The sequence below is a fragment of the Paraburkholderia sp. Ac-20336 genome (assembly GCF_017105025.1).
Classification (GTDB): Bacteria; Pseudomonadota; Gammaproteobacteria; order Burkholderiales; family Burkholderiaceae; genus Paraburkholderia.
The window spans coordinates 30,997-52,627 of record NZ_JAAGPS010000012.1 but is presented as its reverse complement, the minus strand read 5'-3'; the positions used below and the strand labels follow the sequence as shown (position 1 = coordinate 52,627).

Sequence of the window (21,631 nt, the reverse complement as noted above, 5' to 3'; positions counted from 1 at the left end):
GACACTGCAAACAGGCGGGCGCGCGAGCACACAAAACCGATAGCACGCCCCGCATCATCAGGAGGCAACCTTGGACTACCGCACCTCATTGCCCGCTTCGATAGGCACGGACGACGCCGATTCGATCTTCCGTCGTGTCGCGCTGCGCTTCATGCCCTTGCTGTTCGTCGGCTACGTGGTCGCGTATCTGGATCGCGTCAACGTCGGCTTTGCGAAGCTGCAAATGCTCAACGCGCTGCATCTGAGCGAAGCGATCTACGGCCTCGGCGCGGGCCTCTTCTTTGTCGGCTACTTTTTCTTCGAGGTGCCAAGCAATCTGCTGCTGCATCGCATCGGCGCGCGGCGCTGGATCGCGCGCATCATGATTACGTGGGCCATCCTCTCGATGGCGACCGCATGGGTCACGACGCCGCTGGAGTTCTACGCGGTGCGCTTTCTGCTCGGCATCGCGGAAGCGGGCTTTTTTCCCGGCATGGTGCTGTATCTGACTTACTGGTTCCCCTCGCACCGGCGCGGCCGGATGGTCGCGTTGCTGATGGCGGGCAATCCCGTCTCGGGACTCGTCGGCGGACCCGCGTCGGGCTGGATCATGCATTCGTTGCAGGGCGTGGGGGGCTTCGCGGGCTGGCAATGGCTCTTCATCATCGAAGCGCTGCCGTCGCTGCTGCTCGGCTTCGTGGTTCTGCGCCATCTCGACGACCGCGTCGCGGACGCCACGTGGCTCTCCGCGCCCGAGAAGCAGGTCATTCTCGACGAGATCGCCGCCGACGCCACGACGCACACGCACGGCTCGGTGCGCGCCGTGTTCAAATCCGCACGCGTCTATCTGATGTGCCTGATTCTGTTCGGCATCGTGATGGGCTCGTATGCGATCGGTTTCTGGCAACCGAGCATTCTGCGCTCGACCGGCATCGAGGACACGTTCGTCATCGGCCTGCTCACGATGATTCCGTATTCCGTCGCGCTCGTCGCGATGATCGCGGCCGGCAGGCACGCCGACCATACGCGCGAGCGCCGCTGGCACGTCGCAATGCCCGCGCTGGTTGCCGGAGCCGGCTTCGTGCTGTGCGCGCTGTCCGGTGCGTCGCCGGTCATCTCCGTGCTGGGGCTCACGCTCGCGACCGCGGGCGTCATTACCGCCTTGCCGATGTTCTGGGCGCTGCCGACCGCGTTTCTCGGCGGCACCGGCGCAGCCGCCGGTATCGCGCTCATCAACTGTACCGGCAATCTCGCAGGCTTTATCAGCCCGGCCGTGATCGGCTGGCTGAAGACGCTCACGCATTCGCTTTCTTCGGGACTGTTCGTCGTGGCGGCTTCGCTCGCGCTCTCGGCGCTGCTGATTCTCGTCTTCGTCCCGGCACGACTCGTCAACAAGTAACCCATGATAAAAAACCCGATGCACGACCCGAACCCCACCCTGCCGCCCGTACTGCAAATCGGCGAATTTCCTTCGGTAGCCTATGCGTTGCTGAAAGAACGCCTCGACCTGTTCACGCTCGCCGATATCGCCGCCGACGATGCGTTGCGGCAACGGATCGGCGCGATCGTCACGCGCTCGAACTACGACATCGACACGGCACTCCTCGCACGCCTGCCGTCGCTTCGGATCATCGCGACAAACGGCGTGGGCTTCGACCGGATTCCGCTCGCGTTCGCGCGCGAGCGCGGCATTGCGGTCACCAACACGCCCGACCTGCTCAACGCCGCGGTTGCCGAGCTGACGATCGGCCTCATGCTCGCCTTGCTGAGGAAACTGCCGCACGCCGATCGCTTCGTGCGCTCGGGCGCCTGGCGACAAGGCGCCTTTCCGCTGGGTTCGAGCCTCGCCGGCAAGCGGGTAGGCATCGTGGGCATGGGCCGCATCGGCCGGGAAATCGCGCGGCGGCTCGCCAGCTTCGATGTCGAACTGGCGTACTTCGGCCGCACGCAACAGGCGCTGCCGTTTCAATGGTTCGCGCAGCCGGTGGAACTCGCTCGCTGGTCGGACCTTCTGATCGTGAGCTGCCCAGGCGGCGATGCCACGCGTCATCTGATCGACGCAGCCGTGCTCGATGCACTCGGTTCGGCAGGCATGCTCGTGAATATCGCGTGCGGGTCGGTCGTCGACGAGCGGGCGCTCGTGCTCGCGCTTGAAAACGGCACCCTCGCGGGCGCGGCGCTCGATGTCTTCGAGCACGAGCCCGCGCCTGAATCGGCACTACTCCGATTCGAGAACGTGGTATTGAGTCCGCATATGGGAAGTGCGACACACGAAACGCGCATGGCGATGGCGCAACTCACGATCGACAATCTGGCGTCGTTCTTCTCGACGGGCAAGGCGCTGACGCCGGTCTGACGGCACGCCGTGCGTCATTCGCCGCGCTGATTCGCGCTCGCGGCGCGCGTGATCCAAACCGTCGGCCTATGTTGCGCCTTCCTTCGCCATGCTGCCGGTTTCACCCACTCCGCCGCAACCACGCCATCGCTTCCGTCAGCTCATGATGCCGATCTGCCAAGGCACGAACTCGTGGTCGCCAAGCCCGAGTTCTTCACTGCGGGTACGCTGGCCCGACGCGGTCGCGAGCAGCGCCTCGAAGATCTCGTGCGCAGTGCTTTCGATCGTCGCGGTACCGTCCAGAATGCCGCCGCAATTGAGGTCCATGTCTTCCGTCAAGCGGCGATACATCGGCGTGTTGGTCGCGAGCTTGAGCGACGGCACGGGCTTCGCGCCGAACATCGAGCCGCGCCCGGTCGTGAACGCGATCAGGTTCGCGCCGCCGGCAATCTGCCCGGTCGCGGACACCGGGTCGAAACCGGGCGTATCCATAAACACGAGACCGCGCGCCGTGACAGGCTCCGCGTAACGATAAACGTCCATCAGCGGCCCCGTGCCGCCCTTCATCGACGAACCGATCGACTTCTCGAAGATGTTCGCGAGTCCGCCGACCTGATTGCCGGGGCTGACCTTGCCGTTGATCTGCACGTCGCGCCCGACCGAATATTCGTCCTTCCACCAGCGAACGCGCTCGATCAGTTTCTCTCCGACCTCGCGGCTCACGGCACGCCGCGTCAGCGTGTGTTCGACGCCGTAGATTTCCGGCGTTTCGGAAAGAATCGCGGTGCCGCCGTGACGGACCAGCAGATCGACGGCGGCGCCGAGTGCCGGGTTCGCCGTGATCGACGAAAAACCGTCGGAGCCGCCGCATTGCAAGCCGATTCGCAGATGGCTCGCCGGCACGGTCTTGCGCACCACGTCGTTGGCGGCAGGCAGGAGCGCTTCGACGACGGCGATGCCGGCCTCGATCGTGCGCCGCGTGCCGCCGCTTTCCTGCATCACGAAGGTATGCAGCCGTGAGCCGGGCTGCAGCCCTTCCTGTTCGAGCAGGCCGCCCAACTGGTTACGCTCGCAGCCGAGCCCGACGATTACCGCTGCCGCGAGATTCGCGTGGCGCGCGTAGCCCGCCATGGTCCGGCGCAGCAGCGCCATCGGTTCGCCGCTCATCTCCATCCCGCAGCCGATGCCATGCGTGAATGCGACCACGCCGTCGACGTTCGGCCAGGCGGCAAGCCGCTCGGGCGTGAAATGCGCGGCGATGCGATGCGCAACCGTCGCCGAGCAGTTGACGGTCGCGAGAATGCCGACGTAGTTGCGCGTGCCGACCTCGCCGTTCTCGCGCACGATGCCCTCGAAGGTCGCTCGCTCGGACTCGGGCAGCAGCTCGACAGGCCGGTAATCGGCGCCGAATGCGTAGTCGCGGTCGAATTCGCGGAACGTCAGGTTGTGGCTGTGCACCATCGTGCCTGCCGCAATGTCGCCCGCGGCGAAGCCGATTACCACGTTGTACTTACGGATCGGCTCGCCTTCGCGGATCGCGCGCGCGGCGATCTTGTGGCCGGCCGGCACCTGACTGCGACAGGCAATGCCGTCGATCGGCAGCGGCGTGCCGATTGCGATGTCGACTCGCGCGATGACGACGTTGTCGTCCGGATGGAGCCGGATCACGGGACCGGCGACGGTCTTGTTCGAAGTGGAGATCATGGTCGGGGCAATCGGGAAGGAAGCGACGCGCGGGCGGCGAGAGGGTTGATGTTCGTCGCCCATGTTCGTCGCAATGGGCGATTAAAGAAAGTACGCTTTGCCTTCTTCAAAGCATAAAATTTTTATCGATGAGTTGCCGTTACCTGTGGCGCTTTGTCCGTGGGGTTGGACTGGGTGGTGTTGTCGAAGCGGCGTGGGCGTGCCATCAAGAAACTCTCTCCTCTCGGGACATCGGAAAAAGCTCTTTCGTCAGACTGACGGGTGATGATACCCGTGGTATTGGCAGAAGAAGGTTGCTGGTCACGCCAATGCGGCCAATACCATTGCCGCATTCATGAAGCGCCTCCAGCCAGATAACGCAACGCCTTCGCAAAAAAGTCGACGCTGCCGAAATTCCCCGACTTGAGTGCGAGGGCAAGCGGATCGGCACCGACCGTCGCGGTCGCGGGCACGCCCGGATCGATCTGCCTGCCGATACGCAGCATCTGCACGCCGAGCGCCTGCACCACGGCACCAGACGTCTCGCCGCCCGCAACGACGAACCGGCGCACGCCGACGTCATGCAACCCGCGGGCAATCGCAGCGAGCGTACGTTCGACCAGATGCCCCGCTTCCATCACGCCCAACGCGCCTTGTGTTGCCTTCACTTCGTCGGGAGAAGCCGTTGCGTAGATCAACACCGGCTGAGGCTGGGCCGCGAGTATATGCTCGCGTGCAAACGCCAGCGCCTTATCGACGACGGACTCCCCGCGCGCGACGGCCATCGGATCAATACGGAATGCGGGCCGTGACTCGCGCCACGCGGCAACCTGTGCGTTCGTCGCCTTCGATGCGCTGCCCGCCAGAACAACGGCAGCGCCCTCGATAAGCGGCAATGCGGCTGCGTCCCCTGCGGCTTCGAGCAAACCCGCGCGGCGGAAATTCGCGGGCAGGCCGAGAGCAACACCCGAGCCGCCCGTAATCAGCGGCAGGTCCGCGCAGGCTTCGCCGAGTGTATGGAGATCGGCGTCCGATACCGCATCGGCAATCGCCATGCGTACGCCGTCGCGTTTGAGCGCCGCGATTGCCGCGCGCACCGCGTCGGCACCTTTCGCCACCGCGTCGTAACGCACGAGCCCGACCTTGTGCTTCGCCTGCGCCTGCAACACGCGTACGAGATTCGCGTCGGTCATGGGCGTGAGCGGATGGTTCTCCATGCCGGACTCGTTCAGCAGCACGTCGCCAACGAACAGATGTCCGCGATAAATCGTGCGGCCATTCTCCGGAAACGCGGGACATGCAATGGCAAACGGCGCTTCTCCATGCACAGACAGCGCATCGAGCAGCGCTTCGGCTACGGGACCAATGTTGCCCGTATCCGTCGAATCGAACGTGGAGCAATACTTGAAGAAGAACTGGCCGCACCCTTGCGCCCGCAGCCATTCGAGCGCAGCGAGCGACTGCGCGAGCGCATCGCCGGCGGATACCGTGCGTGACTTGAGCGCCACGACCAGCGCGTCTGCTTCAATGTGCATGCCGGCGGCAGGCACACCGATCGTCTGCACCGTACGCATGCCGCCGCGCACGAGCATGTTCGCAAGGTCCGTCGCGCCGGTGAAATCATCGGCAATACAGCCAAGCAGCGGTCCCGGTCGACTTTCAGTTGCCATCGTTGATCTCTATTGAATAAAGGGAATAGGTTGCCGTTCTCGCAAAGCCGGCGCCGGCTGAGCGGCGCCGATTCGTGCCTGTCCGCGCCTCTCAGAAGCGCTGCGTAAGCCCCATCGTGACAAGCGTCTGCGAACCCGTGGACGACTGGGTCGTCCCCTGGATAGCGGCTACCGCACGACCGCCCGTGGAATCCGTTCCGCTCGCGTTCTGGTGAACGAGTATCGCGTAGAGCGACGTACGCTTCGAAAGGCTGTACACGGCACCGACGTTTTCCTGCTGATAACGCGCACTGCCCAAACCGCTCGCGCCGCTGTTATGCGTATAGGCATAGGAGACGCCGAGCAGCAGAGCCGGTGTCACCTGGTACTTGAAGTTCACTTCGCCGATATTGAATATGGCATTGCCGTGGTAGCCGCTTGCGGCGGTGTTCAAACCGGCCACACTCACGCTGCCGAGATCGCGAAACTGGGTATTGCTATACACGGCGCCAAGCGTCGCGGAACCGATCGTATAACTGGCCCCCGCGGACAATATCCGCTGGGACGCGGCGGATGCATAGCCGCTAAAAATCGGGCTCGAGATATTGTTTCCGGTTTTACTGTCGTTCGCCTTGTTTCCCCATAGCGAATAGTTCGGATCGTTGACATACAGATAACCAACCGCCACTCGCAACGACGCGTTCGTATACGACGCGCTCAGGTCCCAGATCTGGTTGCGGGAGAAATCGCCCGCCACGCCGCCGGGACTATAGACACCGCCAAAGCTGAAGCCGTTGTAGTTCCTGCTCAGAAACTTGATGGCGTTGTTGATGCGGCTATTGTTGTCGAGATTGTCGACGTCGCCCGGATGGGCGCCGTATTGCGCCCCAGGTGCCGCCCAGTCCTGCCCCGACTCGATCGGCCCAACAGCAATCGACGCACTGGAATACTGACGTCCGAACAGAACAGTTCCGTAATTCGAGTCGATACCCACGAATGCCTGCCGACCGAACAATGTCCCGTTCTGCCCCATGGTGCCGTTCACGAGGCTATACCCCGATTCGAGTGTGAACAGGGTCTTCAGTCCGCCACCGAGATCCTCGACGCCACGGAACCCCCATCGTCCTGCACCATAGTTCCCGCTCGTCAGCGAATACAGCGTTGATCCTTTCGAGTTCGAAACATAGGTCAGCCCCGCGTCCGCAATGCCGTAGAGCGTGACGCTGCTTTGCGCGAAAGCACCGCCCGACGAGATTGCGATGACGAGAGGAAGAAGTCTCCAATATTGTCTTTTTTTCATTTGCTTTGCGTTTCCGCTATTTCAGCTGGTTCACAGACAGAAAAATATCCTGATTCATTAAAAATCAAGACTCCAAAATACTTATTACGAGTAGCAATCCTATTCAATAGACATGCGATTGCCTGGCAGGCGCAGAACCCAGGTCAATATCAGTTGCGTGGAACTTCTACGACGAAATCAGGCCGGACCGGCCATCAATCGCAAAGATGGAACCTGTTGACGACCTTCGAGGTAATCCAGTCCCTCGTTGCTTCGTCGAACCGGCGATAGTGTTCCATGCGAAGATGCGCTTCGAAATCGGCTTCGCTTTCATAGAGCTCGTAAAGGAAAACCGAGCATGTGTCGTCGACCGAAGCAGCTACATCGAACCGGCGGCAACCCGGTTCGAGATCACGCGATTGCCGCGCGTTGAGCAGCATTTCGCGCAAAAACTCCGTGTGATGCATCTCCTTCACATTCAATGAAACTGTAATCACATACATCGCTCATTACCCGAAAAGAGAGGTGGACGCCAAATCCCGGCTCGGCCGGAACGTCGCCATGTCGACGCGACAGCCGTTTAGATGCGAGTGGTACACCGCCTCCTGAACCAGAAGATTGGCAAGGTAGTCCGATGCGGTATTTTCAGGTCGATGCCCCTTCTCGAGTGCATCGATGACATGTGCCTGCAGACGGCCGCATGCCCCTCCACCAAATTCGACCTCCGAGCCTCGATCATAGACGTGCTCGACCTCGGTCTGACCATGCGGCTTGAACCATAACCTCGCGTAGCCGTCCAACCGAAGCACTCCCGCGGAACCCTCCAGCCACATTTCCCCCATGGTTCGCCGAGGGTTTTCGCAGACATGATCCACCAGACGGTTGCCGTCGAACTGTCCGATCGTGTTGTCCGGAAACTCCAGACAGATGATCGCGGCATCTTCCCCCTTGATAACCGGATTCAGACGCCTCAATCTGGCGTACACACCGGAGACTTCACCGAACAGGAAGCGGAACGTATCGATGAAATGCACGGCCGTTTCCTTGACCATGAACCGGGGCATCTGCTGAAAGTACGGTTGCCGCGCCATGTAGGCTATCGATCCTTGCCCATCCCCGGGACGCAGGCGGAAATTCACGCTGTAGGGCTGGCCCAACATGCCTTGATCCAGAAGACGCTTTACTTCGCGGAACCACGGCATGAACCGGAAATTCTCGTGCACGACGACAGGTACACCGGCGCCCTGAGCCCGCTCGGCCATGTGCTCCGCCTGCCAGAAGTCGGTGCAGAACGGCTTCTGGCAGATCGTCGCCAGTCGGCGCTCCAGCGTCGCATCGAGTATCGCCGCGTGACTCGTGGGCGCCGTCACGATGTCGACGAGATCGGGGCGCGCTTTGTCCAGCAGTTCATCAATGCTCCCGAAGGTCTGCGCCACGTTATATCGCGCAGCCATCGCTTCGGCCTTTGCTGTGTCCATGTCGCAAATGCCGACGACTTCAACATTCGGGAGTGCGGTCCATCCAGCGAGATGAAACTGGCTGAAATAGCCTGCGCCGATAACGGCGACGCGCCAGGACGGTTTGGAGACTGACATGTCGGACCTGGCGTTACGCGGTGAGGAATGAAACGACTTCATCCGTGATCGCTTTCGTACCGTGCGAGCCACCGAATTCAAACGGCAGAATCTTTCCGCCCGAGAAAGTCTTTTCTACCGCGGCCTCGATAAGCGCCGCGCCATCGGCAAGACGTTGATCGCCCTGGCGGACTGCGAGCCACTGCAGCATCATGGCTGCGGAGAGAATCATGGCGGTGGGGTTCGCCTTCCCCTGCCCGGCGATGTCGGGTGCGGTGCCGTGAGCCGGCTGGAACAGGCCGTGTTTGTCGCCGATGTCCGCCGACGGCGCCATTCCCATTCCGCCGACCAGTCCCGCAATGAGGTCGGACAGAATGTCGCCGAACATGTTCTCGGTCACCAGAACATCGAACGTCCAGGGCTTCAGGACCAGATTCAACGCGACCGCATCGACGTAGGCGCTATCAGTGGCAACCCCGGCATGTCGCGCCGCAACGCTCTCGAAGACTTCGCGGAAGAACGCCATGGACTCGAATACATTGGCTTTGTCGACGTTGGTCACGCGCGAGGCGCGGCCGTTCTGCGCGGCCCGTTGTTCAGCCAGCGCAAAGGCGAATTCGCAGATTCGCTCCGTACCCTGGCGGGTAATCCGCATCGTGTCGAACACTTCGACTTTCTGGCCGTTCTCGTCCCGCTTCACGTCTCCCCGGCCGCGAGCATAGAAAAGGCCTTCGGTGTTTTCACGCACGAGAACCAGATCTATCTCGCGGCTCCTCGGATGAGCGAGGGGCAGCGGCAACCCGCCGAACGTTTTGACGGGCCGCACGCCCGCATAAAGATCGAAATGAAATCGAAGATCGAGCTGAGGAATAACTTCGGTGCCATCCTTGCCGCGAACGTGGGGCAAACCCATTGCACCGAAAAGAATGGCGTCGGCCCGATCGCAAACGGCGAGTGTTTCGTCGGGGAGCGCGACACCGCTCGCCAGGTAGTGCTGGGCTCCTGCCGGCTGGCTGTCCAGTTCGAACGCGACGCCGATTTTCTTGCCCACTTCGCCAAGGACATGGCACGCGGCTGCCATGACCTCTTCACCGATTCCGTCGCCCGGCAAAATGGCGATATGCCGACTGTTGCTCATGCCTTGCCTCCCGTGATTTCCTTGAGCTTCGAGAAAAAGCCCTTCTTGCGTTCGGAACCGATACGCCAGTCGACCGGCAACGACTGGAAGCCGCACGCCATCGATTCACGCGCGCCGCGGTAGTCGAAGAACCCCCAGCCGGCGTAACCTTCGACTGCCGCGACGAGATGGTTGTCGGGCTTGTCGAAATCGAAGTGATCGTCTTCGTTGTAGAAAATCGGCTGGCCGCGATAAGCGGGCGAAGCCTTCGTACGCAGAAGCTGAAGGCGAATTCCATCGGGATTCGACTGCTGCCAGCCTTCCAGACCGGTGACGTGATTGCCGTGAACCAGAAGGAAATCGCTCGCACCGATGATGTTGTCCGCCACCGTATGGGGATTGAGGATGCTGGCGCTGACGAGCAGCCGTTTGGCCGGTGTGTTGAATTTTCCTTCGGAACGGCTCTTTGCCCTCTCGATCAGTTCGTGACAGCGAGCGACTTCGATAACAGGCTGATGGAACACCTTGTTGTCGATCTCGTTGCCGATTTCCAGCAGCACGTGATTGGCTGTGTGTTTTGCGAGCCAGTCGACCGTGTTATCGACAGCCCGCACGACAGCCGCTTCGTCGGCGAACAGACGGGTGGATGCGCCGTAAAAAAGACCCAGCACGACGACCATGCCGAGCTCGTCGGTCGCCTGGAGTACTTTCTCGAGACGCTTCATCCACGGTTCTTTCAGCGAGCCGTCAGACTCGAAGGCCGAAATGATCCACGGCTGAATCGGCGAGTATCCACGAGGACTGCCGCCCTGCAGGTTGATACATACGGCGTCGAGACCGTGCGCCTTGTAGTCGGCCAGCGCGGCACAGAATTCCGCGGTATTGCGATCCGGGTCCCACGGTCCGTCCGCATAAGCCCACACGCCACGAGTCGTGGGGTTCTCGTCATCGGCAATCGCATTCGCCATGCGGCTGTTGAACAGCAAGCCTTCGATCCTGTTGCCGTTCCAGCTTCTGCCTTCCCATGTCGGGCGGCCGTTGATATGAAACTGATTTCCGGAAATGGAAACCACTGTCTTTCCCATTTTGCACTCCTTATAGTATTGACGATACCGATGCGCTTACGTCGTGATCCGACTGGCACAGTCATGACAATGGTGCGGCTGTCGAGCTAATCCCGTGTTCTGTGTTCGACAGCCGCCGTTATTCGGCTGTTACATGTGCTGGAACTTGTAGCGGTCGAAAATTTCCAGCAATTCTTTGCTCGCCCGGCGGCGATGCAACAGATTGTCGCGCGCCGCCCCTTCCGCATCGCCCTGGCGAATTTTCTCGACTAGCGCCATATGTTCGTGCGTCGACGCGGTCGGGAACGGGCGCAGCCTGAGCGAAAAAAGCCGCGCCCGATGCGAGCGATCCCAGTAGTGAAAAACCGCTTCCGCGAGGAGCTTGTTTCCGGCGAGGGTCACGAGATACATGTGAAACTTTTCGTCGGCACGCGCCCAGGCATCGAGGTCGTTCTTCTCTAGTGCCTTCGCCATATCCGACGTCGCATCGATGAGAGGCTTCAACTCCTCCTCGGTGGGCCGCCGCCGCGTCAACATCTCGACCGCCGTGCTTTCGAGAGAGCCCAGAATTTCATAGATCTCGCGCATCATGACCGGCGACACCGGCAAAACGCGCATGCCACGACGCGGGACGACCTCGACGAGCCCTTCGTTGTGGAGACGCATCAGCGCCTCTCGCACGGGGGTGCGGCTCATACCGAGTTCCTGCGCGATCTCCTGCTCCATCGCGTTGTAGCCCGGCGTCCAGACGTTGTCGAGAATCCGGCGACGAATGGCCTTATAGGCACTGTCGGAAAGAGAACCTGCTTCCTGATCCTGATCGACTGGGGAAGTACTCATGCAAAACTCCAATGAACGGGAGGGACGCCCGCGACAGGCATGCGGATCGTCGCGAGAGAGTCCCCGAGCAGACAACCCAGAAACCCTGTCCGCAAATCGTGCCCGCCGAATGCGAGGCTCGATATATTGCGAAGTACTTTGCTCCTGACGTTATCGAGGTGGGGCCGATCCATACGCGAGTTGACGAATGCTTCTTCCACCCAGCCGAGATGCGAAGGCTCACAATCTTCCAGGTAGATTTCGCTGCGCCCGTTCCGGTCGACCCGCAGCACGCGATTGCTCACGATACTGGTAATCCAGAAGTTACCCTCGACGTCCTGCGCCAAACCGTCGGGATAAGTCCCCGCGCCAAATTCGGCGAATACTTCCTTCTGTCCAAGCGATCCATCTTCGGCAACGCGGAATCTCGAGAGCTTTCGGCCGAAGGTTTCGTTGACGTACAGATAATGATGGGTCGCGTCCAGCACGCACTCGTTGGTGTAACCCAAACCGTCCGCAACGATACGCGCTCCGCGCTCATCGATCAGCACCACGAAACCATCGGCAACATCGGGCCGATAGCCGGCCGCTCGCGGCACCTTGCGGGTACTGACCGTGACCCAAAGCCGTCCGAGATGATCGGCGACGACGAAGTTGGTCGGCGGAAGATCAAGCCCGTCGACTGTGCGAAGAACCGTACTGACGCTACCGTCGCGCTGCAATCTGAACAGACCGCCGCGCTCGGCCCCGAGATGGGCAATCAGGAAACTGCCGTCACGCTGAAGCGCAATCCCGTTCGGCTTTAATGTCTCGCCGTCTACAGCGTGACCCAGATAGGTGACCTGCTGCCCCGACGGACGGATTTCGGTGACGCCGCCACGCCAGTCCGCCACGAACAGCGCACCGGATTCGGTCGCAAGAACGCACTCAGGGCGCTGTAAGTCCTGCCCCGTAAAAGCGATTGCGCTAACGTCGCCACTCATCGATTGCTCCATGACCCTTCAATGCCAGATTGTATTCGTTAATGCATACGTTGTGATCAAGGTTAACCCTGAACCATTTCCCGTGTATTTCCTGCGCATTTCCCTAGCACTCACCTCAATCCGCATTGAGGCGCTCTCCGCTATGGCTGTCGAAAATATGCAGCTGGTTGGAAGGCATCGCGATCTGCAGTGCCTGACCGACCGTGAAATCCAGCGCACCGTCGACGACGGCCGTGATCCGTTCGGATGCGACGTTCAGCAGCAAATGCGTTTGCGCACCGGTCGGCTCGATGATCTCCACGGTTGCCGCCATGCGATTCTCACTGCGCTCCAACGACAACGCCTCCGGCCGGATGCCGACCGTTACCGCCTGCCCTTCGCTCACACTCGCGGCAGGAAGCACAGCCCTTCCGCCTCCGGCGAAACGCGCCGCGAATCCATCGGCGATCTTCTCTACCGTCGCTTCGAGAAGGTTCATGGCAGGCGACCCGATAAAAGTCGCGACGAAGCGATTCGCGGGCCGTCGATAAAGCTCCATCGGAGAGCCCTGCTGAGCGATGCGGCCGCCGTTCAGCACGACGATCCGGTCGGCAAGCGTCATCGCCTCGATCTGGTCATGTGTGACGTAAATCGACGTGGTCCGCATTTTCTGATGCAAAGCCTTGATTTCCGCGCGCATCTGCACGCGAAGCTTTGCATCGAGATTGGACAGAGGCTCGTCGAAAAGAAACGCTTCCGGCTGACGCACAACGGCACGCCCCATGGCCACGCGCTGACGCTGACCACCCGAGAGTTGCGCGGGCCGCCGCTCGAGCAGCGCCGTCAGATCCATCATGCGCGCCGCCTCGGTGACGCGCTCCTTGATACGCGCCTTCGACTCCCCTGCAAGCTTCAGGTTAAAGCTCATGTTCTCCGCCACGTTCATGTGCGGATAAAGCGCGTACGACTGGAACACCATGGCGATATTGCGATCACGCGCGCTCAGTCGGGACACCGATTTGCCGCTGATCCTGACATCGCCCGAGGTAGCCTCTTCGAGCCCTGCGATGATTCGCAGAAGCGTCGACTTCCCGCAGCCGGACGGACCGACCAGCGCCACGAATTCTCCATCGGCAATATCGATGTCGATGTTCTGAATGACCTTCACGGACTCGAACGTCTTTTCCAGATTTTTTAGGGCGATTGCTCCCATCTCTCTCTCCAGTATGCGTCGGGTTCAGCCTTTGACAGCGCCGGCGGTGATACCCGTGGTCAATTGCTTCTTGAGCAGCAGATACCCCACGACCATGGGGGCAACCGCGAAGACGATGGAAGCCGCCATCATTCCGTAGTCCACCGAGTACTCCGTTTTTGCAAATGCCAGCGCAACGGACAGCGTACGGTTCTCCGCATCGGGCAACAGAAGAAGCGCCGTCATGTAATCGTTCCAGATTGAAACAAACGCGAGAATCATGATGGTGGCGATGCCGTTCCGGCTAAGCGGCAGAATGACCCTTGAAAAAAGCGCCCATACGCTCGCACCGTCGACCGTGGCCGCCTCGTCGATTTCCGCGGGAATCGCACGCATGAAACCCGTCAGGATGAAAATCGACACCGGAATCTGCTCGGTCGCATAGACAAGGGCAATGCCATACTTCGTTCCCATGAGCCCGAGTTTCGTGAAAAGCACATAGGTCATGGGCAGAACCGAAACATTCGGAACAAGTACCGCCACCGTAAAGAACAGCAGGATGTACTCCGCGAACTTGAACTTGAACCGCGTCAGGGCGAACGACAAAGGAACCACGACAACGAGAAGCAAGCCGAGGCTGACCGCCGTGATCGACACCGAGTTCCAGAAGCTCAAAGGGATATTGGTGCTGGTAAATAGCCGCTCGTAATTGCTGAAGTCGAGGTGCCGCGGCAACAGGGAGATCGATGTCAGGATCGAGTTGCTCGATCTGAACGAATTCCCGATGACCCAGATCAGCGGAAACAGCGTCAGCACGGCGTGCAGACAGAGCACACCATAGACCAGAACCAACGAAACCGGAGAATGTTCCCTGACCCGACGCGCCGCCGGCGATTCATTCAAGGACGGGCGTCCCATGAGTGCCTTGATACGAACTTGCATTCTGACCTCAGTAGCTGGAAGGTGCCATGACCTTGCGGGTCGCGAGCGTGGCGCACAAACCGATCAGGAAAATCGACGTTGCGATAGCAGTGCCGTAACCGAATTCCAGACTGCCGAAAATCGTCTGATACATCCACGTCGCGGGAACCTGCGTGGCGGTACCGGGTCCGCCGCGCGTCATCACGAACACGTAGTCGAACGACTTCAGCGCGCCCGATATCGCCAGTACGATGCAAACCTGCAATGCGGGCATGATGCTCGGCACCGTGATGCTCCTGAACAGGCGGAAACCGCGGGCTCCGTCGATCTTCGCCGCATCGTACAGATCCGGCGATACGCCGTGCATGGCCGCGAGGAGAATGACGAAGAAGTAGCCGATGGTGTGCCAGATCGGCACGGCGATAACGGCGAACAACGCAGTGTGACTATTGGAAAGCCAGCTGGTGGCCAGCTTGCCGAGCCCCACTCCTCTCAGCACTTCATTGATCAGCCCGGCGTCCTTGTCGTACAGCAACGTGAACAGCAGACTGATGGCCGCCGACGAAATAACCACCGGAATGAAGAACGCGGTCTCGAAGAACCCATGCCCTCGCAGCTTGCCGCGCAACAGGCTCGCCAGAACCAGCGCGATGCCAACCTTGAACACGATCGCAAGCACGGCCCATAGGCCAATACGGTAGAGCCCGGCCATGTATACGCCGTCGGTAAAAAGACGCGCATAGTTGGCAAGCCCGACGAATGCAGGATGACCGAAGAAGTTCCACGAAGTGAAGCTGAAAAAGATCGTCTGCGCAAATGGAAGAACGAAGAAAATTCCATATAGAAGAAGCGCAGGAATGATATACAGGACTACTTCCCATCTAAATCTCAATGAACCCATGCTCAATTCCTTCCTGGATCGTATGATGACGCCCAATCAGCTCCGCATGATTTCCGCGAACTTTGCCACGTACTCCTGCGGGGTGTACTTTCCTTCGATAAATTCCGACATCAGCGGTTCGTAGCGCGTGCGCTGCGCGGGCTTCATCAGCTTCGGCACCCATTTGTTGCCGGGAGCCGCAAGCGCCGCTTTCAGGGTTTCGACGGATAGCTGCCCTACCGCCGCGGGATCGACCTCGAGGTCGAGCTGCGGCATCTGTACCTTGGCGGTTTCGGTGAAATAGCGCGCGGTTTGCCGATTCGTCATCCGGCGAATGAATTCCTGTATGTACGGTCTGCGCGCCGCATCGGCATATTGCTTCGAACTCGCGTACCAGAGCGAAGTGAGATCGCGCTCGACCCGGAAGTCGTGCTGTACGCCATCGGGAATCGCCGGAAAGTTCAGTACCTGAAGGTCGCCCGCGATCTTCGGATCGATCTCGAAGAGACGGAACGACGCATCGATCAGGAACGCCGCTTTTTCGGTGTTGGTGTACTTCGCATAGACCAGATCGCTGGACAGGGTAATGCCGTCGCTTGGAATGTTCCCGCCAAGCAACTGCTGCACGAGGGTCGATGCCCGGATCATATCGGGTGAATCGGCCGGCTCCAGGCCGCCATGTATTCTGACCGCCCGCTCGTTGCCGAGACAGCGGCTCATGACGTAGTTGTAGACCCGCGCGGCCATACTGTCGTTGCCGTTATTGATCGACCACGGTATCTCTCCGGCGGCACGCAATCTGGGTCCTGCTGCGACCAGTTCGTCCCAGGTCGTCGGAACCGGGACTTTCGCCCGGTCGAGAATCTTTCTGTTGACGAGCAGCCAGATATAGAACATCTGGGCGGGAATGCCGTATACGACGCCCTTTCGCGTTGCCGTGTCCCACGAGCTGTCGTCGAAAAGACCCTTGAAAAAGGGATCGTTCTGGCTCCATGCGGTCAGGTCTGCCAGTCGTCCTGCCTCGGCGATCTGGTCGAGCCCATAACTCGGATCGAGCCGCCAGAAAGTAAACACGTCGGGTAACCGGTCGCTCAGCGCATCGAGCTTGATCTTTGTCTGATGATCGAATCCCGGCGTCGCTTCGTGAATAAGCTTGATGTTCGGATAGTCGCGCTGAAATTCATTCAGTACTTTCGTGAAAGGCTTTGCCAACGGCTCGGCGCCCGCATAAGTGGTCGCGACGCGCATCGAAAAGCCCGGACCATCCGAAGGCGGCGGTGCATAGGGCGACGCCGCCAAAGCCGTCTTCGCGGTCAGTCCTCCGCTAGCGATACTTATGGCCAACGCCGCAAGATGCCGCAACGCGTCACGCCTCGGCATCGCACGGTCGAGCTGAATCAGTGCACGTGTTGAACGGCTCACGATTTTCGTCTCCATCAGAAGTCTTATGCTTCGCGTCAAGTATGCACGATATTATTCGTTAACGTATACGTTGTGCGTCAGGATAAACCCCAGGACGGGCGACACGACCGGCATCTCAATCAAGGGACATAACCGCGCTTTGCCACGGACAACGGGCGTCCCGCCCGGAAAGCGGGAACGGATAATGGCGGTGGGAAGTTTGAGCCGTGCGATGTGAATGCCGAGCCGGCGTTGGAAGCGAATGCGCAGCTTGTCGAAGCCGGCAAACCGCGCATGGGGCGCTCGACTAAGGGCGGACTTGAAGCAGCCCGCAAGCGGCCATATCTGGCCTCGAAACGGGCAATGCTGAAATGGGAGTCTGGAGAAAACCAGCGTCGATGATGGAAGCGACCGGCTATATTCCGCCCGCTGAAACCGGGTAAAACTATTACGGGTAACTGAGCAATATCGCCGAATACCCGTATGCAACCTGAAACAGCGAACCTCTACGACTCCCGGTTCGGTACATGAATGAAATCCGACTCGGGCAGCACGGCAACCGCCTTGATCTCGACGATATACCCAGGCGCGCCACCAAGCATATGCGCCCCTACTGCCGTCCAGGCGGGAAGCGGATCGGTGTCGAGATAGCGATCGCGCACCTGCATGAACAAAGGCAGATCACGCATATCGGTATGAAACGTGGTCAAGTCCACGACATCCCGCAACGACGCGCCGGCAGCAATCAACACCGTCTTGAGATTGTCGAATGCCTGCACGATTTGCGCTTCACGCCCTTCGACGAGCTGCATATTCCTGTCACGGCCAATCTGGCCCGATACGTAAATCGTATTGCCGACCTTGACCGCGGGTGCATAGCGAATCTTCTCGTACACTGCTTCCATTCCTTCGGGAACAATGGCCTTACGATCATTCATCAACGTCTCCTCAAACAGCCTCAAATGCTGCACCCTATCCGAATGTTGCCGCAAGCAAGTCATGGGTCAGCCGGTATCTCCGCCTGCAACCGGCAACACCGTGCCCGTGATATAACCCGCTTCATCCGACGCGAGAAACAGGATCGGCGCAACCTGCTCGTCGATACTGCCGTAGCGCTTCAGAAAGGTCGACCCGGTCACCTGCCGCACCGCTTCGCTCATCCAGACCCTTTCCTGTTCGCTGTCTCCTGCGGCGTTGCGCGGAACGCGTCGAGGTGGCGCATCGGTGCCGCCCGGTGCCGTGGCAACGACGCGGATGTTGTGCTCCGCGTACTCCATCGCCAGCGATTGCGTGATCGCGTTGACCCCGCCCTTGGCCGCCGAATACGGCACACGCCGGATACCGCGCGTCGCATTCGACGATACGTTGACGATGGTTCCGCCGCCTCGCGCGAGCAGATGAGGCAGTACTGCATGACAGGTGTACAGCGTCGGCATCAGCGAGCGGCGGATTTCCGCATCGATCTGCGCGGGCTCGAACTCAGCGAACGGACGCATGCGAATGGCGCCGCCGACACCGTTGATGAGGATGTCGATACCGCCGAACTTTTGCGCGGCGTAGGCCATCGACGCCTGAGCGCCCTCGTACGTTTCGAGGTCCGCAACGAAACCCGCCGTATCCGCACGGCCTGCTTCGGCGGCCACCTCGGCCACGAAGTCGGCGCGATCGACGAACAGCACACGGGCACCCTCGGCCGCCGCGCGCAGCGCCACGCCGCGGCCGATCCCTTGCGCCGCGCCGGTGACGACCATGACCTTGCCTGTGAATCGTTGCATGTTCATGCCTTTGGCGCCGCGTTGGGAGTGAACTTCTCGTAGTGGAAGCTGTTGGGCTTCACGCCGTTGTCGTCGAAATACTTGCGCACTGCGTCGACCATCGGCGGCGGGCCGCACAGGTACACGTCGACGTCGCCGTCGTTCAAGGACCCGGCCGGCATATGCTGCGTGACCCAGCCCTTGCGCGAATGACTGGACTCCGCGTCGGCGACGACCGTGGCGAAACTGAAATTCGGCAGCTTCGTCTGATACGCCTCGATCGCCTCGACCAGCACGAGATCGAGGTCGCGGGTCACGCCGTAAATCAGATGCACCTTCTGCTGCGAGTTCGTACGCGCCAGGACTTCGAGCATCGACAGGAACGGCGCGAGGCCCGTGCCGCCCGCGAGAAACAGCAATGGCCGCTGCACGTCGCGCAAATAGAAGCTGCCTAGCGGACCGGTCAAATCCAGTTTCGTGCCCGGCTCCGCGACTTCGAGCCAGGTACTCATGACGCCGCCCGGAATCTTCTTGATCAGGAAACTGATCTTCGCTTCGCCCGGCGCCGACGAGAAAGAGTACGAACGATGCTGGCCGCTGCCGGGCACGTCGATATTCACATACTGGCCCGGCAGGAACACGGGAGCGGCCGCGTCCACCTCCAGGTCGAGCACGACGGCTGCGTCGTTATGCTGCTCGATCTTCGCCACGGTCGCGGCCAATTTGCTTTGCCCGGTCTTGCACACGGAAGACGATGCCGGCACAGCAATCACGCAATCGCTTTGCGGAATCATCTGGCAAGTCAGAACGAGCCCACCGTCCTTTTCGTCTTCGGTCAGTGCGTCTTCGATGTAATCGTCGCCGAGGTCGTAACTGCCGCTTTCGGCGCGGCACTTGCAGGTGCCGCACACGCCGTCGGAACAATCCATCGGCAGATTGATCTTCGCGCGGAAGGCGGCATCGAGTACTTTCTCGCCCGCCTTGCATTCGATGAAACGGGTCACGCCGTCTTCGAAATTCAGTGCAATATTGAAGTTGGACATGGAGCCTCCTGATCCCATGTTGATTCTGACGCCCGACATCAAACGTGATAGACGTCGAGTACCTGCCGGATATAGTCGTTCTTCAGCACGATCTTCTTGTTCGAAATCAGCAGGTCGTCGCCGGCCTCGCGCAAGGTGACGAACATCGTGCCGAAAATATGATCCGTGGACTTGTAGCGGTGACTCAGCGTGTGGAAGTTGTAGCGCACGTCCACTTCGTCGCCGCGCTCGGCCAGGACCTCCACGTTGGTGACGTTGTGCGCCGTACGCGGCTCCGGCGTCGAGGCACCGCTGCGCTCCGTCTTGATGCGGAATACGCGATCTTCGAGGCCACCCCGGTCCGGGTAGTACATCAACGAGATCTGGCTTTGCGGGTCGTCGGTGATCCGGTCATCGTCGTCCCAGGACGGCATCCAGTAGGTGACGTCCTCCGTATAACAGGCCAGCCACTCGTCCCACTGGCGATCGTCGAGCAGACGCGCTTCACGGTAGAGCACGCCGCAAATCTTCTGGTAGTCGAAGCTCATGCCACGGTCTCCTTGCCTTCCTTCTTCAGCGCATCGCGCATCACCTGCACCCAGTACTCGTGCTGGCACACGAACAGGCCTTCGTCTTCGCTGCGTTCGCCCGAAATGCGCGGCTTCAGACCCATCCGGCTCGCATTCTCGTCCGGCCCCTCGATCCACAGCGGCGCGCCGCGCGAAAGGTCGTTCCACATCGCCGTGATGCCGGCATAGCCCGCCTGGCAGGCGCGGAACTCTTCGAGATCGTCGGCAGTACCCATGCCCGACACGTTGAAGAAGTCTTCGTACTGGCGGATGCGAATGGCGCGATCCTCCGCGCTTTCGCCCTTCGGCGCGAAACAGAAGATGCTGACTTCGGTCTTGTCCACGCTGAGCGGACGAACCACGCGAATCTGCGTGCTGAACTGGTCCATCAGAAACACGTTCGGATACAGGCACAGGTTGCGCGTCTGATTGACGATGAAGTCCGCCTGCGTTTCGCCGACACGGTCCTTGATTTCTTCGCGATGCTTGTACACTGGCCGCACTTCCGGATTCATCGTCCGGGTCCACAACAGGATGTGGCCGTGGTCGAAACCGTAGACGCCCGCGACCGACTTGCTCCAGCTATTCGCATCGACGGCCTGCGTGCCGTCTTCCTTGCGCCGTCCCATCGTCGCCGCGTAGTTCCAGTGCACGGTGCTGACGTGATAGCCGTCGCAGCCGTTCTCCATCTGCATTTTCCAGTTGCCGTCGTAGACATACGTGGAATTGCCGCGCAGTACTTCAAGCCCGTTCGGACTCTGGTCGACGATCTGGTCGATGATGACGCGCGATTCGCCGAGGTACTCTTCGAGCGGCAACACGTCCGCATTGAGGCTGCCGAACAGAAAGCCGCGATAGCTCTGGAAGCGTGCCACTTTGCGCAGATCGTGCGAGCCGTTCGTGTTGAACTGCACCGGATATTCGGTGGTCTTCTCGTCCTTTACCTTGAGCAGCTTGCCCGTATTCGAGAACGTCCAGCCGTGGAACGGGCAAGTGAAGCTGCCCTTGTTGCCATGCTTGCGGCGGCACAGCATCGCCCCCTTGTGCGCGCAGGCGTTGATGACCGCATTCAATTGCCCCGTCTTGTCGCGAGTAATGACAATAGGCTGGCGGCCGATCCACGTGGTGTAGTAGTCGTTGTTGTCCGGAATCTGGCTCTCGTGCGCGAGGTACACCCAGTTGTTCTCGAAGATGTGCTTCATCTCGAGTTCGAACAGATCGGCATGGGTGAAGATATCGCGCCGGCAACGGAATATGCCGGCCTCCTTATCATCCTGCACCGCGGTGGCGAGCAGTTGATCCAGTTCATTGGCTTTGTCGATGATGGTGGACATGATTTCCTCTCCCTATGCGCGCTTCGACACGGCTTTCGGCAGGACCTGCGCTTTCTTGCCCGGGACTGCTTTGACGCTCATGATGACTGTCTCCGTT

At 60.3% G+C, this 21,631-nt stretch carries 20 protein-coding genes and 1 pseudogene; 2 read left to right on the top strand and 19 right to left on the bottom strand.

Annotated elements, in window-relative coordinates; translation table 11 throughout:
* Positions 1-70 precede the first annotated feature (70 nt).
* Both GXB81_RS07155 and GXB81_RS07150 read left to right on the top strand, forming a co-directional pair.
* The gene (locus GXB81_RS07155; protein ID WP_205988739.1) at positions 71-1,378 is read left to right on the top strand and encodes an MFS transporter; all 1,308 of its coding nucleotides are present in this window, start codon (positions 71-73) and stop codon (positions 1,376-1,378) included.
* 3 nt (positions 1,379-1,381) lie between these two features.
* Positions 1,382-2,335, top strand: a complete 954-nt coding sequence (locus GXB81_RS07150; protein ID WP_241016269.1) for a 2-hydroxyacid dehydrogenase — start codon at positions 1,382-1,384, stop codon at positions 2,333-2,335.
* A gap of 135 nt (positions 2,336-2,470) precedes the next feature.
* On the opposite strand, the gene GXB81_RS07145 is transcribed toward GXB81_RS07150, so the two are convergent.
* The 19 genes and pseudogenes from GXB81_RS07145 to GXB81_RS07055 all read right to left on the bottom strand — a co-directional run bounded on the left by GXB81_RS07145 (position 2,471) and on the right by GXB81_RS07055 (position 21,534).
* Entirely contained in the window at positions 2,471-4,018 is a 1,548-nt protein-coding gene (locus GXB81_RS07145) for an altronate dehydratase family protein (RefSeq protein ID WP_205988738.1), read from the bottom strand.
* A gap of 332 nt (positions 4,019-4,350) precedes the next feature.
* Positions 4,351-5,667, bottom strand: a complete 1,317-nt coding sequence (gene otnK / locus GXB81_RS07140; protein WP_205988737.1) for a 3-oxo-tetronate kinase — start codon at positions 5,665-5,667, stop codon at positions 4,351-4,353.
* A gap of 91 nt (positions 5,668-5,758) precedes the next feature.
* Complete coding sequence (locus tag GXB81_RS07135; protein WP_167040029.1) at positions 5,759-6,946, bottom strand: porin; 1,188 nt, start codon at positions 6,944-6,946, stop codon at positions 5,759-5,761.
* Positions 6,947-7,140: 194 nt separating this feature from the next.
* A complete protein-coding gene (locus tag GXB81_RS07130; RefSeq protein ID WP_205988736.1) occupies positions 7,141-7,422 on the bottom strand; it encodes an antibiotic biosynthesis monooxygenase in 282 nt (93 codons plus the stop codon).
* A 12-nt stretch (positions 7,423-7,434) separates the two neighbouring features.
* Positions 7,435-8,520, bottom strand: coding sequence for a Gfo/Idh/MocA family oxidoreductase (locus GXB81_RS07125; RefSeq protein WP_205988735.1), 1,086 nt, complete (start codon positions 8,518-8,520; stop codon positions 7,435-7,437).
* A 13-nt stretch (positions 8,521-8,533) separates the two neighbouring features.
* Positions 8,534-9,637, bottom strand: coding sequence for an isocitrate/isopropylmalate dehydrogenase family protein (locus GXB81_RS07120; RefSeq protein WP_167284270.1), 1,104 nt, complete (start codon positions 9,635-9,637; stop codon positions 8,534-8,536).
* On the bottom strand, positions 9,634-10,701 hold the full coding sequence (locus GXB81_RS07115; RefSeq protein WP_205988734.1) for a hypothetical protein: 1,068 nt from the start codon (positions 10,699-10,701) through the stop codon (positions 9,634-9,636). The genes GXB81_RS07120 and GXB81_RS07115 overlap by 4 nt, the downstream gene beginning before the upstream one ends.
* A gap of 129 nt (positions 10,702-10,830) precedes the next feature.
* Entirely contained in the window at positions 10,831-11,520 is a 690-nt protein-coding gene (locus tag GXB81_RS07110) for a GntR family transcriptional regulator (RefSeq protein ID WP_167284272.1), read from the bottom strand.
* Positions 11,517-12,482, bottom strand: coding sequence for an SMP-30/gluconolactonase/LRE family protein (locus GXB81_RS07105; protein WP_167284273.1), 966 nt, complete (start codon positions 12,480-12,482; stop codon positions 11,517-11,519). Before GXB81_RS07105 ends, GXB81_RS07110 begins: the two co-directional genes overlap by 4 nt.
* 115 nt (positions 12,483-12,597) lie before the next feature.
* Positions 12,598-13,674, bottom strand: a complete 1,077-nt coding sequence (ugpC, locus tag GXB81_RS07100) for a sn-glycerol-3-phosphate ABC transporter ATP-binding protein UgpC (RefSeq protein WP_167040043.1) — start codon at positions 13,672-13,674, stop codon at positions 12,598-12,600.
* A 24-nt stretch (positions 13,675-13,698) separates the two neighbouring features.
* A complete protein-coding gene (locus GXB81_RS07095; protein ID WP_167284274.1) occupies positions 13,699-14,595 on the bottom strand; it encodes a carbohydrate ABC transporter permease in 897 nt (298 codons plus the stop codon).
* Between the two features lie 7 nt (positions 14,596-14,602).
* Entirely contained in the window at positions 14,603-15,475 is an 873-nt protein-coding gene (locus GXB81_RS07090) for a sugar ABC transporter permease (RefSeq protein ID WP_205988733.1), read from the bottom strand.
* Between the two features lie 36 nt (positions 15,476-15,511).
* Positions 15,512-16,876 (bottom strand): extracellular solute-binding protein, encoded by a 1,365-nt coding sequence (locus tag GXB81_RS07085; RefSeq protein WP_205988732.1) that lies wholly within the window; start codon positions 16,874-16,876, stop codon positions 15,512-15,514.
* 168 nt (positions 16,877-17,044) lie between these two features.
* Positions 17,045-17,143: pseudogene (locus tag GXB81_RS07080) on the bottom strand (IS5/IS1182 family transposase); the annotation flags it as partial.
* 218 nt (positions 17,144-17,361) lie between these two features.
* Complete coding sequence (locus tag GXB81_RS07075) at positions 17,362-17,793, bottom strand: RidA family protein (RefSeq protein WP_205988731.1); 432 nt, start codon at positions 17,791-17,793, stop codon at positions 17,362-17,364.
* 66 nt (positions 17,794-17,859) lie between these two features.
* Positions 17,860-18,636 carry a benzoate diol dehydrogenase BenD gene (gene benD, locus GXB81_RS07070; protein WP_167040055.1) on the bottom strand — a complete coding sequence of 259 codons (777 nt, stop codon included), beginning with the start codon at positions 18,634-18,636 and terminating at the stop codon, positions 17,860-17,862.
* Positions 18,633-19,652 carry a benzoate 1,2-dioxygenase electron transfer component BenC gene (gene benC / locus GXB81_RS07065; RefSeq protein WP_205988730.1) on the bottom strand — a complete coding sequence of 340 codons (1,020 nt, stop codon included), beginning with the start codon at positions 19,650-19,652 and terminating at the stop codon, positions 18,633-18,635. The genes benD and benC overlap by 4 nt, the downstream gene beginning before the upstream one ends.
* 38 nt (positions 19,653-19,690) lie before the next feature.
* Positions 19,691-20,179, bottom strand: a complete 489-nt coding sequence (gene benB / locus GXB81_RS07060) for a benzoate 1,2-dioxygenase small subunit (RefSeq protein ID WP_167040060.1) — start codon at positions 20,177-20,179, stop codon at positions 19,691-19,693.
* On the bottom strand, positions 20,176-21,534 hold the full coding sequence (locus GXB81_RS07055) for a Rieske 2Fe-2S domain-containing protein (RefSeq protein WP_205988729.1): 1,359 nt from the start codon (positions 21,532-21,534) through the stop codon (positions 20,176-20,178). The genes benB and GXB81_RS07055 overlap by 4 nt, the downstream gene beginning before the upstream one ends.
* Positions 21,535-21,631: the final 97 nt, after the last annotated feature.

Bases quoted from the DNA above. Each gene is read 5' to 3' on its own strand.
- GXB81_RS07150 (WP_241016269.1), top strand. From the start codon at position 1,382: ATGATAAAAAACCCGATGCACGACCCGAACCCCACCCTGCCGCCCGTA.
- GXB81_RS07145 (WP_205988738.1), bottom strand. From the start codon at position 4,018: ATGATCTCCACTTCGAACAAGACCGTCGCCGGTCCCGTGATCCGGCTC.
- otnK (WP_205988737.1), bottom strand. From the start codon at position 5,667: ATGGCAACTGAAAGTCGACCGGGACCGCTGCTTGGCTGTATTGCCGAT.
- GXB81_RS07135 (WP_167040029.1), bottom strand. From the start codon at position 6,946: ATGAAAAAAAGACAATATTGGAGACTTCTTCCTCTCGTCATCGCAATC.
- GXB81_RS07125 (WP_205988735.1), bottom strand. From the start codon at position 8,520: ATGTCAGTCTCCAAACCGTCCTGGCGCGTCGCCGTTATCGGCGCAGGC.
- GXB81_RS07120 (WP_167284270.1), bottom strand. From the start codon at position 9,637: ATGAGCAACAGTCGGCATATCGCCATTTTGCCGGGCGACGGAATCGGT.
- GXB81_RS07115 (WP_205988734.1), bottom strand. From the start codon at position 10,701: ATGGGAAAGACAGTGGTTTCCATTTCCGGAAATCAGTTTCATATCAAC.
- GXB81_RS07110 (WP_167284272.1), bottom strand. From the start codon at position 11,520: ATGAGTACTTCCCCAGTCGATCAGGATCAGGAAGCAGGTTCTCTTTCC.
- GXB81_RS07105 (WP_167284273.1), bottom strand. From the start codon at position 12,482: ATGAGTGGCGACGTTAGCGCAATCGCTTTTACGGGGCAGGACTTACAG.
- ugpC (WP_167040043.1), bottom strand. From the start codon at position 13,674: ATGGGAGCAATCGCCCTAAAAAATCTGGAAAAGACGTTCGAGTCCGTG.
- GXB81_RS07095 (WP_167284274.1), bottom strand. From the start codon at position 14,595: ATGCAAGTTCGTATCAAGGCACTCATGGGACGCCCGTCCTTGAATGAA.
- GXB81_RS07090 (WP_205988733.1), bottom strand. From the start codon at position 15,475: ATGGGTTCATTGAGATTTAGATGGGAAGTAGTCCTGTATATCATTCCT.
- GXB81_RS07075 (WP_205988731.1), bottom strand. From the start codon at position 17,793: ATGAATGATCGTAAGGCCATTGTTCCCGAAGGAATGGAAGCAGTGTAC.
- benD (WP_167040055.1), bottom strand. From the start codon at position 18,636: ATGAACATGCAACGATTCACAGGCAAGGTCATGGTCGTCACCGGCGCG.
- benC (WP_205988730.1), bottom strand. From the start codon at position 19,652: ATGTCCAACTTCAATATTGCACTGAATTTCGAAGACGGCGTGACCCGT.
- benB (WP_167040060.1), bottom strand. From the start codon at position 20,179: ATGAGCTTCGACTACCAGAAGATTTGCGGCGTGCTCTACCGTGAAGCG.
- GXB81_RS07055 (WP_205988729.1), bottom strand. From the start codon at position 21,534: ATGTCCACCATCATCGACAAAGCCAATGAACTGGATCAACTGCTCGCC.